Source organism: Mesorhizobium sp. M1312 (assembly GCF_040318115.1).
Classification (GTDB): Bacteria; Pseudomonadota; Alphaproteobacteria; order Rhizobiales; family Rhizobiaceae; genus Mesorhizobium.
This window is the reverse complement of record NZ_JAMYLQ010000027.1, coordinates 101,181-115,954: the sequence shown is the minus strand read 5'-3', so window position 1 is coordinate 115,954 and position 14,774 is coordinate 101,181. Positions and strand designations below refer to the sequence as shown.

Annotated in this window: 11 protein-coding genes; 3 read left to right on the top strand and 8 right to left on the bottom strand. The window is 62.6% G+C overall.

Annotation, left to right across the window (positions count from 1 at the left end; genetic code table 11):
• The first annotated feature begins 215 nt into the window (after nt 1-215).
• Complete coding sequence (holA, locus tag NKH36_RS26235) at nt 216-1,262, top strand: DNA polymerase III subunit delta (RefSeq protein WP_352965079.1); 1,047 nt, start codon at nt 216-218, stop codon at nt 1,260-1,262.
• Nucleotides 1,263-1,656: 394 nt separating this feature from the next.
• Here holA and NKH36_RS26230 read toward each other — a convergent pair whose 3' ends face one another.
• The 5 genes from NKH36_RS26230 to mnmE all read right to left on the bottom strand — a co-directional run bounded on the left by NKH36_RS26230 (nt 1,657) and on the right by mnmE (nt 7,805).
• Complete coding sequence (locus NKH36_RS26230) at nt 1,657-2,541, bottom strand: ParB/RepB/Spo0J family partition protein (RefSeq protein ID WP_352965082.1); 885 nt, start codon at nt 2,539-2,541, stop codon at nt 1,657-1,659.
• Between the two features lie 51 nt (nt 2,542-2,592).
• Nucleotides 2,593-3,393: a ParA family protein gene (locus NKH36_RS26225; protein WP_352965085.1), complete on the bottom strand. Its 801-nt coding sequence runs from the start codon at nt 3,391-3,393 to the stop codon at nt 2,593-2,595.
• A 17-nt stretch (nt 3,394-3,410) separates the two neighbouring features.
• Nucleotides 3,411-4,064, bottom strand: coding sequence for a 16S rRNA (guanine(527)-N(7))-methyltransferase RsmG (gene rsmG, locus NKH36_RS26220; RefSeq protein WP_352965087.1), 654 nt, complete (start codon nt 4,062-4,064; stop codon nt 3,411-3,413).
• Nucleotides 4,061-5,935 carry a tRNA uridine-5-carboxymethylaminomethyl(34) synthesis enzyme MnmG gene (gene mnmG, locus NKH36_RS26215; protein WP_352965089.1) on the bottom strand — a complete coding sequence of 625 codons (1,875 nt, stop codon included), beginning with the start codon at nt 5,933-5,935 and terminating at the stop codon, nt 4,061-4,063. Before mnmG ends, rsmG begins: the two co-directional genes overlap by 4 nt.
• A 541-nt stretch (nt 5,936-6,476) precedes the next feature.
• Nucleotides 6,477-7,805 carry a tRNA uridine-5-carboxymethylaminomethyl(34) synthesis GTPase MnmE gene (gene mnmE, locus NKH36_RS26210; RefSeq protein ID WP_352965091.1) on the bottom strand — a complete coding sequence of 443 codons (1,329 nt, stop codon included), beginning with the start codon at nt 7,803-7,805 and terminating at the stop codon, nt 6,477-6,479.
• A 64-nt stretch (nt 7,806-7,869) separates the two neighbouring features.
• On the opposite strand from mnmE, the gene NKH36_RS26205 reads away from it, so the two are divergent.
• Entirely contained in the window at nt 7,870-9,897 is a 2,028-nt protein-coding gene (locus NKH36_RS26205; protein ID WP_352965093.1) for a thioredoxin domain-containing protein, read from the top strand.
• Nucleotides 9,898-10,086: 189 nt separating this feature from the next.
• Here the strand turns inward: NKH36_RS26205 and rho are convergent, their stop codons facing one another.
• The 3 genes from rho to hemE all read right to left on the bottom strand — a co-directional run bounded on the left by rho (nt 10,087) and on the right by hemE (nt 13,190).
• Nucleotides 10,087-11,352 carry a transcription termination factor Rho gene (rho, locus tag NKH36_RS26200; RefSeq protein ID WP_027153631.1) on the bottom strand — a complete coding sequence of 422 codons (1,266 nt, stop codon included), beginning with the start codon at nt 11,350-11,352 and terminating at the stop codon, nt 10,087-10,089.
• Nucleotides 11,353-11,613: 261 nt separating this feature from the next.
• Nucleotides 11,614-12,165, bottom strand: coding sequence for a protoporphyrinogen oxidase HemJ (hemJ, locus tag NKH36_RS26195; protein WP_352965095.1), 552 nt, complete (start codon nt 12,163-12,165; stop codon nt 11,614-11,616).
• Nucleotides 12,162-13,190: a uroporphyrinogen decarboxylase gene (gene hemE / locus NKH36_RS26190; RefSeq protein WP_352965098.1), complete on the bottom strand. Its 1,029-nt coding sequence runs from the start codon at nt 13,188-13,190 to the stop codon at nt 12,162-12,164. Before hemE ends, hemJ begins: the two co-directional genes overlap by 4 nt.
• A gap of 403 nt (nt 13,191-13,593) precedes the next feature.
• Between hemE and NKH36_RS26185 the strand changes: the two genes are divergently transcribed.
• Nucleotides 13,594-14,415 (top strand): pyruvate, water dikinase regulatory protein, encoded by an 822-nt coding sequence (locus tag NKH36_RS26185; RefSeq protein WP_029348035.1) that lies wholly within the window; start codon nt 13,594-13,596, stop codon nt 14,413-14,415.
• Nucleotides 14,416-14,774 lie beyond the last annotated feature (359 nt).

Below are 14,774 nucleotides of genomic sequence, written 5' to 3'. Positions count from 1 at the left end.
CCACGGGAGTGGGGGAGAGGTGGCTCGGCGAAGCCGAGACGGAGAGGGGGGAACCGCGCCTTGCGAAAGCCCCCTCTCCGGCCGCTTCGCGTGGGCGAGGAACCCAAGTCTTGAGACCGGCCTTCCTTCGCGCCCCGTCTGTCCCACCGACGTCTCGAAACAATCCATTCAACCCATCATTTCACCCCGCGCCCGCATCGTGCTAACCAGAATCCATGGCACAGAAGAAAGGATACGAGGTCGATTCGTGGTTGGCGCGGCCGGATCCGCGCATCTCGATCGTCCTGCTTTACGGGCCGGACCGCGGGCTCGTCGCCGAGCGGGCGAAGGCCTTTGCCGGGAAAACCGGTCTGCCGCTCGACGATCCGTTCTCGGTGGTCAGGCTGGACGGTTCGGAAGTCGACCGCGACGAGGGCCGCCTGCTCGACGAAGCCCGCACGGTGCCGATGTTTTCGGAGCGGCGCCTGCTGTGGGTGCGCAATGCTTCCGGCCAGAAGGCGCTTGCCGACGACGTCAAGGCGCTGACATCAGAGCCGCCGCGTGACGCCATCATCCTGATCGAGGCCGGCGACCTGAAGAAAGGCGTTGGCCTGCGCGCCATTGTTGAGGCGGCCGACATTGCCATGGCGCTACCGTGCTATGCCGACGAGGCCCGCGACATCGATACGGTCATCGACGAGGAATTGCGCAAGGCCGGCATGTCGATGACGCTGGAGGCCCGCCAGGTGCTGCGCCGCAACCTCGGTGGTGACCGGCTGGCCTCGCGCGGCGAGATCGAAAAGCTGCTGCTCTACGCCCACGGCCAGAGCGAAATCGGCCTCGACGACGTCAAGGCGACGTCGGGTGATGTTTCCGGTCTGTCCTTCGACGACGCCGTCGATGCCGTGCTCGAAGGCAAGGTCGGCGATTTCGACATGGCCTTCACCCGCCACTGCCAGGCCGGCGGCCAGGCTTTTCTGGTGCTTTCATCCGCGATGCGGCAGCTGCAGGCGATGCAGGCGATGCGCGGCCTGATGGACGCCGGCGGCCGCAACGCCGCGGCGGTCGTTGCCGCGGCGCGCCCGCCGGTTTTTTTCGCGCGGCGCAAGTTGGTGGAGAAGGCTCTCGAACGCTGGAACAGCGAGGCGCTTGGCCGCGCCTTGACCAGGCTGCAGACCGCGGTCCTGCAGACGCGCCGTCGGCCGGACCTCTCGGTCGCGCTGGCAAGGCAGGCGCTGCTCGGCATTGCCGTGGAGAGTGCAAGGCTGGCGCAGCGCACCTGATCTCCCCCCATGAGGGGTAGATGTCGCCGAAGGCGAAGAGGGGGTCGCCGAGCGTGGAACGCCGACATCTTCTTCGCTTCCGCAAGGTGCCGTCGCTATATGGGAGACGACCTGCCCCGCCGGCCATCTCCCCCCCAAAACAGGGCTATCGCAGGTGGAAAGCCGAGGCTTTCGCTCTACGATGGATCCCCCACCACTGCCCCCTCCCCACAAGGGTCCCTCAAGGGGGAGATCAGCAGCCCCGGCGATTTCGCCAATCACCAGCGCCCTGAAAAAGGAAGGGCTGGCAATCGCCAGCCCTCTTGTATTACCAGGACGAACATGTCCGCTTAGCCGTGCTTAATCCTAAGCCAGAAGATCATTTGCCGGCTAAAAACATCCGTACCTCAAGCACCTATCGCTCCTGCTTCAAGCGCCGGCAGAGCTCATCGAGCTGGTCCAGTGTCCGATAGCCAACGCGCAGCACGCCGCCGCGCTCCTTATGCTCGATCGTGACGATCATGCCGATCGTGTCGGTCATCAGCTTTTCCAGCGCCAGCGTGTCGGCATCCTTCTGTGCCGGTTCCGCAGGCTGTCGCTTTACGGTTGGAGCGCCGGCCGGCATCTGCGTCAGCGCTTCGGCCTGGCGCACCGAAAGCCCCTCCTCGACGATCCGCTTGGCCAGGCCCGCCGGATCCTGCGCCGTAACCAATGTGCGGGCGTGGCCGGCCGACAGCGCGCCGTCGACCAGCATGTCACGGATCACGTCGGGCAGCTTCAAGAGCCTGAGCGTGTTGGCGACATGGCTGCGGCTCTTGCCGATCACCTGACCGAGATCGGCCTGGGTGTAGCCGTGATCGTCGATCAGCTGCTGATAGCCCATCGCCTCCTCGACCGGATTGAGGTCGGTGCGCTGGACGTTTTCGATGATCGCCAGCTCAAGCGCCGTGCGATCGTTGACATCGCGCACGATGATCGGGATCTCGCTCAGCCCGGCGCGTTGCGCCGCCCGCCAGCGCCGCTCGCCTGCGATAATCTCATACCGGCCAGCTTGCGTCGGCGACGGCCGCGCCACCACCGGCTGCACGACACCATGTTCGCGGATCGACTGGGCAAGATCGGTGAGGTCGGCGTCGCCGAAATGCCGGCGCGGATTTTTAGGATTCGGGCTCAGGAACTCGATCGGCACCTTGCCGTCAGCATTCATGCCCTGCTTTTCCGGCGCCGCCGGACGATCGATTTCGCCGATCAGCGCGGCCAGTCCTCGCCCCAGTCTTTTTCTTGAAAAGTCTTCGCTCATCGTCTGTCCAGATCGTTTCGGTATCGAATCAGCTTCTGCAAGTCGTTATCCCTAGGCGGCGCGCAATTTGCGCTCGCGGCGGATCACCTCGGAGGCAAGCTGCAGATAGGCCTGGCTGCCCGAGCATTTGAGGTCGTAGAGGATCGCCGGCTTGCCATAGGACGGCGCTTCGGAAACACGCACATTGCGCGGGATGACGGTTTCATAGACCTTGTCGCCCATATGCGCCCGCACATCCTGCACCACCTGGTTGGCGAGGTTGTTGCGGCCATCATACATGGTCAGCACGATGCCCTGAATGATCAGATCGGGATTGATCGAGCGGCGCACCTGCTCGACCGTCTCCAGCAACTGGCTCAAGCCTTCAAGCGCGAAGAATTCGCATTGCAGCGGCACGAGGACCGAATCGGCCGCCGCCATCGAGTTCAGCGTCAGCAGATTGAGCGATGGCGGGCAATCGATCAGCACATAGCCGAAGGGCGCGCCACGCTCGCTCGCGGCACGTAGCGCATTGCGCAGCTTGAGCACCCGGTCGGGCGCGGAAGCGATCTCCATCTCGATGCCGAGCAAGTCGAGTGTCGACGGCACGATCGACAGGCCGGGTACGGCCGTCGGGATCGCCGCTGCTTCCAGTTCCAGATCGCCGGTCAGCACGTCATAGGACGAGACGGTACGGTCCTTGCGGTCGATGCCAAGGCCTGTCGAGGCATTGCCTTGCGGATCGAGGTCGACGATCAGCACCTTTTCGCCGATCGCCGCCAGCGCCGTGGCCAGATTGATGGCCGTCGTCGTCTTGCCGACGCCGCCCTTCTGGTTGGCAACGGTGATGATTCGGGGGCCATTCTTCATCATGGGTCTATGCCAGAAATTCATTCCGAGGTCGCCGATCTAGTCAGTTGGCGCAAATCAGACAGTTCGAGTATGACGCCATGAGCGTCGGTCGCGCTGGCATGTTCTACCAGATCGAACGACCATCGTTGAGCGCTTTCTGCCACTTCGGCGCGGTAATCCCGGCCTTTGTGGAACAGGCCGCGCGCGCCCGCCGTCAGCCACGGCGCTGATAGGTCAAGCAACATCGGAAGCGAAGCCAGCGCCCTGGCTGTGACGATTTCAGGTGTCGAAACAAGCGAATAAGCATCGTCGATGCGCCGCGCAATGATTCTCGCGGGCAGATTGAATTGCCCGACGACCGTTTGCAGGAACGATGCTTTTTTCCGGTTGCTTTCAACCAGGTCGATGCTGGCGCCGTCACGGTCGGCGAGCAGAAAGGCAAGCACAAGGCCGGGAAAACCGCCGCCAGAGCCCAGATCGACCCAGCGCTTCGCGCCCGGTTTGATTCGCGCCAGCTGCGCGCTGTCGAGGATGTGGCGGCGCCAGACATCGTCTAGCGTCGATTGCGCCGCCAGGTTTATCCGGCGGTTCCATTTATGGAAGACCGTCTCAAACTCGACCAGGCGTTCGAATGTTTCACGTGAAACGGGACCTGCAGCCTCTTGCAGGCTCGCCCACCAGGCAGCGCTCACGCTACATTCCTTCGCGCAGCAGCCTCGGCGTTGCGGACATGCGCGACGATGATCGCCAGCGCCGCCGGCGTCATGCCTTCCATGCGCTGGGCGTCGGCAATGGAACCCGGCTGCCGCACCAGCATCTTCTGCTTCAGCTCGTTGGACAGGCCGGGAACAGAAGCAAAGTCGAGCGAAGCCGGGATCAGCCGGCTCTCTTCATGCCTGATCTGCGTGACATCAGCCTGCTGGCGATCCAGATAGACCGAATATTTCGCCTCCGTTTCGAGGCGTTCGGCCGTTTTGGCGTCGATTGCCGCGAACTCCGGAGCGATTCGGGTCAGCCAGGCGACATCGACCCCGGGATAAGCCAGCAACTCGTAAGCGGAACGGCGCACACCGTTCCTGTTGATCTCGAGCCCATGGCGCGCCGCTTCGTTGGGAGTCATGGTCGTGCCAAGCGCAATGTCCCTCGCCTTTTCAAGGTCCTGCACGACCTCGCTGAACCGATGCATTCGCTCCGGCGAAGCGATACCGAGCCTCACAGCCAGTGGCGTCAGCCGCTCATCGGCATTGTCGGCCCGCAGCGACAGCCGGAACTCTGCCCGTGAGGTGAACATCCGGTAGGGTTCGGCGATGCCGCGGCTGGTCAAATCGTCGACCATCACCCCGATATAGGCCTCGGTGCGGCTGAGCACGATCTGATCGCTCGCCGACGCTTGACGCGCGGCATTGAGGCCAGCCAGCAGCCCTTGCGCCCCGGCCTCCTCGTAGCCGGTGGTGCCGTTGATCTGTCCAGCAAGGAAAAGAGCGCCGATTCGCTTGGTTTCCAGCGTCGGCTTGAGCTCGCGCGGATCGACATGGTCATATTCGATGGCGTAGCCGGGCTGCAGCATGGTGGCGCGTTCGAGGCCTGGGATGGTTTTTAGAATGTCGAGCTGCACGTCCTCGGGCAGCGAGGTCGAAATGCCGTTGGGGTAAACGGTGTCATCGTCCAGCCCTTCCGGCTCCAGAAAGATCTGGTGGCCTTCGCGGTCGCCGAACTTGACGATCTTGTCCTCGATGGACGGGCAGTAACGCGGCCCCACCCCTTCGATCGAGCCGGAATACATCGCCGAACGGCCCAGATTGGCGCGGATCAGCTCGTGTGTGGCTGCGGTCGTACGCGTGATGCCGCAATGGATCTGCGGGGTGTCGATGCTGTCGGTTAACAGCGAGAACGGCACCGGGTCGTCATCCGCCGCCTGGCTTTCCAGCGAGGCCCAATCGATGGTCCGGCCATCCAGCCGCGGCGGCGTCCCGGTCTTCAGCCGTCCGAGCTTGAAGCCGGCACGGCTCATCGTCGCCGACAGGCCGAGGCTGGCCTGCTCGTTCATGCGGCCGGCAACGATCTTCTTCTCGCCGATATGGATCAGCCCGCGCAGGAAGGTGCCGGTGGTCAGCACCACGGCGCCGCAGGCAAGCCGGCGGTCACCCGCCAGCAGCACGGCCGCTATGCGTCCATTGTCGATTTCGAAATCCAGAACTTCGCCCTCGACCACGTCGAGGTTAGCCTGCTCGCGAATCGCCGCCTGCATGGCGAGCCGGTACAGCTTCCGGTCGGCTTGCGTCCGCGGCCCGCGCACCGCCGGTCCCTTGCGGCGGTTGAGCAAGCGGAATTGGATGCCGGCCGCATCGGCAACGCGCCCCATCAAGCCGTCCATGGCGTCGATCTCGCGAACCAGATGCCCCTTGCCGAGCCCGCCAATCGCTGGGTTGCAGGACATGACGCCGATCGTCTCGAAGCGCAGCGTCACCAGTGCCGTTCTCGCGCTGGCGCGCGCGGCGGCGCTGGCCGCCTCGCAACCAGCATGGCCGCCGCCCACCACAACAACATCATAGTGATCGGCCATTTCAGAATCCCGAATTCAAGTGGACCGACACATGTCCCCGAGAGCCTGCGCTGTCAAGAACGCTCAGTGAATCGTTTCACGTGAAACAATGCAACTGGTGCCTTGGCACCGAGATTTGGCGGGCGGCAACCAAAGTTCATCGCTGAGTTATCGCGAAGCTTTCGAGATTAGCCAAGGCTTCCCCTCCCTTCGTCATCCTAGGGCGGAGCAGGAGCGAAGCGACGCCGCGAAGACCCTAGGATCCATGCCGTTACCTCACGGCAGTGCTCTGTCGGGCTAGAACAGAGCGGGCGGCGGCGGCGTTACGAACGCAAGCGTCATTCCAAGCCGCCGCATTCTTCGGCCGGCGTTACGGCATGGATCCTAGGGTCCATGCTCCCGCTTCGCGTTCGCTCCGCCCTAGGATGACGAAGTGATGGAGGCCTACGCTAGTCGCAGACGTCGAGATTGGCGGCTGGCGGCTGGCCTCCTCCTGCCCGTCAACGCTCAGCGTTTCACGTGAATCATCCGAAGCCTGCCTGCCTGCAATGTTTCACGTGAGTCATTTGCCGATGCAGAACTGCGAAAAAATGACGTCCAGCATGTCCTCGACATCGACTGCCCCGACAATCCGGCCAAGCCTATCCGCTGCCAGTCGCAATTCCTCGGCCCGTAACTCCTGTCCGCGCTCGGTCCCTGTCACTGCTACAAGCAAGTAGCGGTTCGTCTCGTTGAGGAGTTCGACGTGCCTGAGACGCGACGGCAGGATATCGCCGGCCTGGCCGATCTGCGCGGCGGCGCGGCGGCCGATCTCCGCTAGCAATTCCGCCAGCCCGCTGCCGTCCCTGGTCGAGATTACCGCGTCGTAGCGCCTGGCAAGCGCCGGCGGTTTATCTTGCAGCAGATCGACTTTTGTCCCAACCCGCAATGTCGGGATATCGGCCGGAATCGCGCCGATCGGGACCGGCGCCACCAGATCCTCCAGCACGAGCAACAGACCGGCAGTACCGGCCTTGCTCCTCGCCCTTTCAATGCCGATGGCCTCGATCCTGCCGGGCGTCTCGCGCAGGCCGGCGGTATCGGTTACCCTTATACGCATCCCCTCCAGGTCGAGCACCACTTCGAGCAGATCGCGGGTGGTGCCGGGCTCTTCGGTGACGATCGCCGCCTCGCGCCGGGCCAGAGCGTTGAACAGGCTGGATTTGCCGGCATTCGGCGCGCCGAGGATGACGACCTCGAAGCCGTCGCGGATGATTTCGGCGGCCCGGAACCCTTCGACATGACGCTCGATCTCGCCGATCATCGCGCGGACGTCCGACCAGACCGTCTCCGCAACGGAACCCGGCACATCGTCTTCGTCGGCAAAATCGATCTCGGCCTCGATCATCGCCCGTGCATGAATGAGCCGACGGCGCCAGTTGAGATAGAGCTCGCTCTGCGCCCCTTCGGCATTCTGCATGGCAAAGCGCCGCTGCGCCTCCGTCTCGGCATTGACGAGATCGGCCAGCGCCTCGGTCTCGACCAGATCGACCTTGCCGTTGAGAAACGCACGGCGGGTGAATTCACCCGGTTCGGCATGCCTGACGCCGTCGAAGCCGGCGATCGTCTCCAGCATCCGCGCCACCACGGCGCGCCCGCCATGGACATGGAATTCCGCGATATCCTCACCGGTAAAGCTGTTTGGGCCGGCAAAGAAGACGACCAGGCCGCTGTCGAGCACCGATCCGTCCGGCGCCCTGAACTTGCGATAGGCGGCAGCACGATTCTGAACCATTGAACCGGCAATCGTTTCAACGACAAATCGACTTTGCGGGCCGGAAATGCGGATCACGGCAACACCAGCGGGCAGGCGGCCGCTCGACAGGGCAACTATGGAATCACCTGAAATCATTTGCCGACCCAGCACAACCGCCCTAGCTTCGCTTATTCATCGACAATTCGCCGAGTGCCCGACCGTGACCGCGCAAAATCTGCCCGCGCAAAATCTACTTGCCGAAGAGGCCAGCCCCTACCTGCAGCAGCATAGCGGCAACCCGGTGCATTGGCGGGCATGGTCGCCGGCGTCGCTCGCCGAAGCAAAGGCGCTGCAGCGGCCAATCCTGCTCTCGGTCGGCTACGCCGCCTGCCACTGGTGCCATGTCATGGCGCACGAAAGCTTCGAGAACAACGACGTCGCCGCCGTCATGAACCGTCTCTTCGTCAATATCAAGGTCGATCGCGAGGAGCGGCCGGACATCGACCAGATCTATATGGCCGCGCTGTCGTCGATGGGCGAGCAGGGCGGATGGCCGCTGACCATGTTTCTGACACCGGACGGAAAACCTTTCTGGGGCGGCACCTATTTTCCGCGCCAAGCCCGTTACGGCCGCCCGGGCTTCGTCCAGGTGCTGGAGGCGGTCGACAAGGCGTGGCGGGAGAAGAAAGAAAGCGTTAACCAAAGCGCCGACGGCCTCACCACGCATGTCGAGGCGCGGCTGGCGGGCACGCATGCCAAAGCCGTGCTCGATCGCGACACGCTTGCGACGCTCGCCAACGGCATCGACGGCATGATCGACCGGGAGCTGGGCGGCATGCGCGGTGCGCCCAAGTTCCCCAATGCGCCATTCATGCAGACGCTCTGGCTGTCCTGGCTGCGCGACGGCGCCACAGCCCATCGCGACGCCGTCCTGCTCAGCCTAGAAAAGATGCTGGCGGGTGGCATCTATGACCATATCGGCGGCGGTCTCAGCCGCTACTCCACCGATGCCGAATGGCTGGTGCCGCATTTCGAAAAGATGCTCTACGACAACGCCCAGCTCATCCGGCTGTGCAACTGGGCCTATGCGGCATCAGGCAATGAATTGTTCCGGGTGCGAATCGAAGAGGCGATCGACTGGCTCTTGCGCGAGATGCGCGTCGATGGCGGTGCTTTCGCTGCCAGCCTCGACGCCGACAGCGAGGGCGAGGAGGGGTTGTTCTACACCTGGAGCAGGGATGAGATCGAAACCGCTCTCGGCGACGAATCAGGCTTATTTTTCCAACACTTCACACTTTCCAGCCCGCATGGTTGGGAAGGCAAGCCAATCATCCACCAGACCGAAGCCCAGCAAACACAAAGCGTCGCCGATCGCGACCAGCTCATTCCGCTGAAAGAAAAGTTGCAGGCAGCCCGGGAGCAGCGCGTCAGGCCCGGGCGTGACGGCAAAATCCTGACCGATTGGAACGGCCTGGTGATCGCGGCTCTCGCCGAAGCCGGGCGTGCCCTGAAACGGATCGACTGGATCGAGGCGGCGGAACAGGCCTTTGCTGCCATTGCCAGCGCTGGTCGAGACGGCCGGCTGCCGCATTCGATGCTTGGAGCAAAGAAGCTGTTTCCGGCACTGTCGAGCGACTACGCCGCCATGACCAACGCCGCGATCTCATTGTTCGAGGCTACCGGCACATCGAGTTATACCGAGCTGGCCGGCCAATTCATCGCGCAGCTCGATCAATGGCATAGCGATGAGAACACCACCGGCTACTATCTCACCGCGTCGGACAGCAGCGACGTGCCGATCCGCATCAGGGGCGATGTCGACGAGGCCATTCCGTCAGTGGCCGGCCAGATCATCGAGGCCATGGTTCGATTGTCTTCGCTTTCGGGCGATCTCGAATTGCAGGAAAAGACCTTGAAGGTCGCCGAACACGCGGCCGGCCGTGCGGCGCACCAGGCCTATGGCCAAGCGGGTGTCGTCAACGCCTGTGCCTTGGCGATCGAGCCGTTGAAGCTGGTGCTGGTGGAGAACCCGGAGGATCCGGGGCTTGTTCCGGTCGCGAATCGAAATCCGGACCCGCGCCGGATCGACACTATCGTGCCAGTCGGTTCGGCGACAAACCTGCCGATGCTCCCAGGCGGCGTTCTGCCGCCAACGACCGAGCCTGGCGCCTGGCTGTGCACCGGGCAGGTCTGCCTGCCGGTGATAACGGACGCCGAGGAGCTTGAGCGACGGTTGCGGCGCCAGTAGGTGAAGGAGCTGCGCGGCTCTCCCTTCTCCCCTTCTTGTGGTAGAAGGTGGCCGAGCGATAGCTCGGTCGGATGAGGGGTGTTCAGCTTGGCACCAACCGCGTTCCGTCCAGCACCCTCAACCGTCTGGCGCGCCACTCCACCTTCTCCCACAGGGGAGAAGGCAAGAGAGGGCAGCGCCTTTTCCCCTTTACGTATTCATCGAATCGAAGAAATCCGCGTTGGTCTTGGTCTGCTTGAGCTTGTCGATCAGGAACTCGATGGCGTCGGTGGTGCCCATCGGCGCCAGGATGCGGCGCAGCACGAAGATCTTCTGCAGATCCTGGCGGGCTACCAGCAGGTCTTCCTTGCGGGTGCCGGACTTGAGGATGTCCATGGCCGGATAAATGCGCTTGTCCGCCACCTTGCGATCGAGCACGATTTCCGAGTTGCCGGTACCCTTGAACTCTTCGAAGATGACCTCGTCCATGCGGCTGCCGGTATCGATCAGCGCGGTGGCGATGATGGTCAGCGAGCCGCCTTCCTCGATGTTGCGGGCGGCACCGAAGAAGCGCTTCGGCCGCTGCAGCGCATTGGCGTCGACACCGCCGGTCAGCACCTTGCCGGATGACGGCACCACGGTGTTGTAGGCACGGCCGAGGCGGGTGATCGAATCCAGCAGGATGACGACGTCGCGCCCGTGCTCGACAAGGCGCTTGGCCTTCTCGATCACCATTTCGGCGACCTGGACGTGGCGCACCGCCGGTTCGTCGAAGGTCGAGGAGACGACCTCGCCCTTCACCGAACGCTGCATGTCGGTGACTTCCTCCGGCCGCTCGTCGATCAAAAGCACGATCAGATAGCATTCCGGATGATTGGTGGTGATCGAATGGGCGATGTTTTGCAAGAGCACCGTCTTGCCGGTGCGCGGCTGCGCCACGATCAGGGCGCGCTGGCCTTTGCCGAGCGGCGCCACCAGGTCGATGACGCGGGCCGAAATGTCCTTCGAGGTCGGAACATCCATTTCCATCTTCAGCCGCGAGGTCGGGTAAAGCGGCGTCAGATTGTCGAAATGGATCTTGTGGCGGATCTTTTCCGGGTCGTCGAAATTGATCGTGTTGACCTTGAGCAGCGCGAAATAGCGCTCGCCCTCTTTCGGGCTGCGGATCGGGCCTTCGACCGTATCGCCGGTCTTCAGCGAGAACCGGCGGATCTGCGACGGCGAGATGTAGATATCGTCCGGACCCGGCAGATAATTGGCATTGGCCGAGCGCAGGAAGCCAAAACCGTCCTGCAGCACTTCGACAACGCCGTCACCGATGATCTCTATATCCTGGGTCGCCAGCCGCTTCAGGATCGCGAACATCAGCTCCTGCTTGCGCATCACACTGGCGTTCTCGACCTCGAGCGATTCGGCATAAGCGATCAGCTCTGGCGGTTTCTTGTTCTTGAACTCGGTGAGTTTCATTTCTTGCATCATTAGACGGACTCTGAGTGAGTAAGCATGGGGAAAATATCGGCGGGATGCGACAAATGCCGGGCGCGGCCGAAGCGATGAATGGGCGGCGCATGACGGGAAGGAAGACCCGTCTTTTATCGTCGGTCGACTAAAAGAGCAAGCCGCCTTTTGTGGCCGCTGCGCGTCTCTCTTGACGCGCAAAGGGACGCTGTAAGACTTTTTGAGTTCCGCATCGTGCTTTCCGAAAATCAGTTCCGATTTCTGGCCGATGCGGCGGCGTCAAAACGGCTTCACGATGACCAGCACGACGACGACGATCATCAGCAATGTGGGGATCTCGTTGACGATCCGCCAGTGCTTCGCGGGCTTTTCGTTGCGGTCCTCGGCGAATTTACGAACCGCACCGGCCAGATAGCCGTGAACGGCCGACAGGCCAAGCACCGCGGCGATCTTGGCATGCAGCCAGCCGCCCTGAAAACCGAAACCCTTCCAGGCAAGCCAGAGGCCGAACGCCCAGGTGATGATCATGGCCGGATTGATGATGCCGCGCAGCAGCCGGCGCTCCATCACCTTGAAGGTTCCCGACTGGCGGGAGCCTTTCTCGGCGTCGGCATGATAGACCAGCAGCCGCGGCAGATAGAGCATGCCCGCCATCCAGGAGATGACGGCGATGACATGGATCGCCTTCGCCCAGGGATAGAAATCATCCGGCCCGAACAGGAACAGAAGCGCAGCCAGGGCGAGGAAGATGACGATGGCGATCGCTGCTCGACGCATCGCTCCCGCCCCGCTGCTGTCCGCACCACTGTTGGCGTTATTCGTGTCGGTCATCGACGTGCCCGCACCATCTTCACCATCGCCTCGACATGCGCGATCGGCGTCTCCGGCGTGATGCCATGGCCGAGATTGAAGATCAGCGGCCCATCGCCCAATGCTTTCAGGATTGCGTCGACGCCGTCGGCTAGCGCCTTGCCGCCGGCCACCAGCCGCAACGGATCGAGATTGCCCTGTACGGCGCCACCGCGCTGCAGTTCCTTCGCCGTCGTCAACGGCACGGTCCAGTCGAGCCCCAGCCCCGTCACGCCGGTCTTCTGGCGATAGCTGCGATAGTGGGCGCCGGCGCCCTTGGGAAAGCCGATGATCGGAACGTTCGGATGGACGGCCCGAACCTGCCTGACGATCTCCGCCACCGGCCCGACGCAAAAGGCCTCGAACGAAACTTCATCGAGCACGCCGGACCACGAGTCAAATATCTGCACCACATCGGCGCCGGCTTCGATCTGGCTGATCAGATAGGCGGCCGAATGATCGGCAAGGACGTTCAGCAGCTGCAGGAAAGCCGCCGGCTCGCGATAGGCAAACAGCCGCGCCGGCGCCTGGTCTGAGGTGCCGTGGCCGGCGATCATATAGGTCGCCACCGTCCACGGCGCGCCGCAGAAACCGATCAGCGTCGTTTCATCTGGCAGCTTTGCCCGCAAACGTCTGACCGTCTCGTAGACCGGTTCGAGATTCACGTGAAACGTTTCGCCGTCGAGAGCCGCAATCTCCGTTGCCGAGATCGGCGTCAACAGCGGCCCGCGTCCTTCCTCGAAGCGCACGTCGCGGCCCAGCGCATGCGGCACGACAAGGATATCGGAAAACAGGATCGATGCATCGAAGCCGAAGCGTTCGATCGGCTGCAGTGTCACTTCCACGGCAAGATCGGGATCGTAGCAAAGGTCGAGGAACGATCCGGCCCGCCTGCGTGTCTCCCGATATTCCGGCAGATAGCGGCCAGCCTGGCGCATCATCCAGATCGGCGGCGGAAACGCAGCCTTGCCGTTCAACACGTCCAGCATGATCCGGTTTTCAGGCATTCAGCACTCGCCTCTCCAGGCTTCTCTATAATTAAATATTCTATTTCTAGGAATCTTATGATTCTAAGAGTCTGTTGGTATCGGTGGTTGTCTGCTGTCCCGCTTTGCCCCGGAAAAGGCCAGCCAGCATATTGTCGCGTGCTTCTTCTGCCGGATAGGAGGGTTTTGGGGACAGTTGGAAATTTCCGACTGGAGTCAATGCGTTGCCGCCCGCGCAAAGAAAATGGGCCTGTGGATAAGGCCAAGTCAAAAAAGCCCATCCCCGGACTTGTCCCCAGCCGCCCGACGAAGCCGACAGCGCATCGAATTGTGGACAAACTGGCATCTGATACAGTCGCCCCGAACCGGCCGATCTTTCCGACCGACCTTATCCACATCGGCCCACAGCTTGGAACGAACCCCTGTGAACAAACCCCAGAGCTTCTTTCACCTTCACCTGATTTCCGATGCCACCGGTGAAACGCTGCTGGCGGCCGGGCGCGCGGCTTCGGCGCAATATAAGGACGCGCGCGCCATCGAGCATATCTACCCGCTCATCCGCACCGAAAAGCAGGTGACGAAAGTGTTCGAGGACATCGAGGAGGAGCCGGGCATCATCCTCTATACGGTCGTCGACCAGAAGCTCGCCCGCGGCATCGACGAACGCTGCGCCGCCATGGGCCTGCCTTGCGTCTCAGTGCTGGAACCGGTGCTGACCGTGTTCCAGTCATATCTCGGCACGCCGGCCGGCCGCCGCGTCGGCGCCCAGCATGTCCTCGACGCCGAATATTTTCGCCGCATCGACGCGCTCAACTTCACCATGGAGCATGATGACGGCCAGCTGCCGGCCAATATGGACGATGCCGACATCGTGCTCGTCGGCATTTCGCGCACCTCGAAGACGCCGACCAGCATCTATCTCGCCAATCGCGGCATCAAGACCGCCAACATCCCGATCGTGCTCGGCGTGCCGGTGCCGGAAAGCCTGGTCAACGCCACCAAGCCGCTGATCGTCGGGCTGATCGCCACCGCCGAGCGCATCTCGCAGGTCCGCCAGAACCGCATCCTCGGCAATACCAGCGCCTATGAACCGACCGACTATGTCGACCGCGCCGCGATCGCCGAGGAACTCGCCTACGCCCGCCAGATCTGCACCCGGCATGGCTGGCCGATGATCGACGTCAGCCGCCGCTCGATCGAAGAGACGGCGGCGGCCATCGTTGCCCTGCGCGGAAAGACAAGATAATGAGGCCAAGGAGTTGGGCGAGGTGTTGCCCAACCATTCAGCGCTGCGAAGATCGAAGGTCATGGATCCTAGGATCTCCGCTGCGTCGCTTCGCTCCTTGTTTCGCCCTAGGATGACGAAGTGAGGAGCGTTTCAGCCAATTACGAAGGTCTGCGATTTGGCATTAGCCGCCACCCGCTATGCGCGACGCAACTGCCAATCTCGGACATCTGCGATTGGCCTATATCACTATGCCTTCGTCATCCTAGGGCGGAGCAGGAGCGAAGCGACGTAGCGGAGACCCTAGGATCCATGCCGTTACAGTGGCCGAAGGATACTACGATCCAGCAGATGCTTGCACGTCCGTCTCCGGATCTGAA

What these genes read in the sequence shown, in the direction of transcription:
- holA (WP_352965079.1), top strand. Translation starts at nt 216, where the DNA reads ATGGCACAGAAGAAAGGATACGAGGTCGATTCGTGGTTGGCGCGGCCG.
- NKH36_RS26230 (WP_352965082.1), bottom strand. Translation starts at nt 2,541, where the DNA reads ATGAGCGAAGACTTTTCAAGAAAAAGACTGGGGCGAGGACTGGCCGCG.
- NKH36_RS26225 (WP_352965085.1), bottom strand. Translation starts at nt 3,393, where the DNA reads ATGATGAAGAATGGCCCCCGAATCATCACCGTTGCCAACCAGAAGGGC.
- mnmG (WP_352965089.1), bottom strand. Translation starts at nt 5,935, where the DNA reads ATGGCCGATCACTATGATGTTGTTGTGGTGGGCGGCGGCCATGCTGGT.
- mnmE (WP_352965091.1), bottom strand. Translation starts at nt 7,805, where the DNA reads ATGATTTCAGGTGATTCCATAGTTGCCCTGTCGAGCGGCCGCCTGCCC.
- rho (WP_027153631.1), bottom strand. Translation starts at nt 11,352, where the DNA reads ATGCAAGAAATGAAACTCACCGAGTTCAAGAACAAGAAACCGCCAGAG.
- hemJ (WP_352965095.1), bottom strand. Translation starts at nt 12,165, where the DNA reads ATGACCGACACGAATAACGCCAACAGTGGTGCGGACAGCAGCGGGGCG.
- hemE (WP_352965098.1), bottom strand. Translation starts at nt 13,190, where the DNA reads ATGCCTGAAAACCGGATCATGCTGGACGTGTTGAACGGCAAGGCTGCG.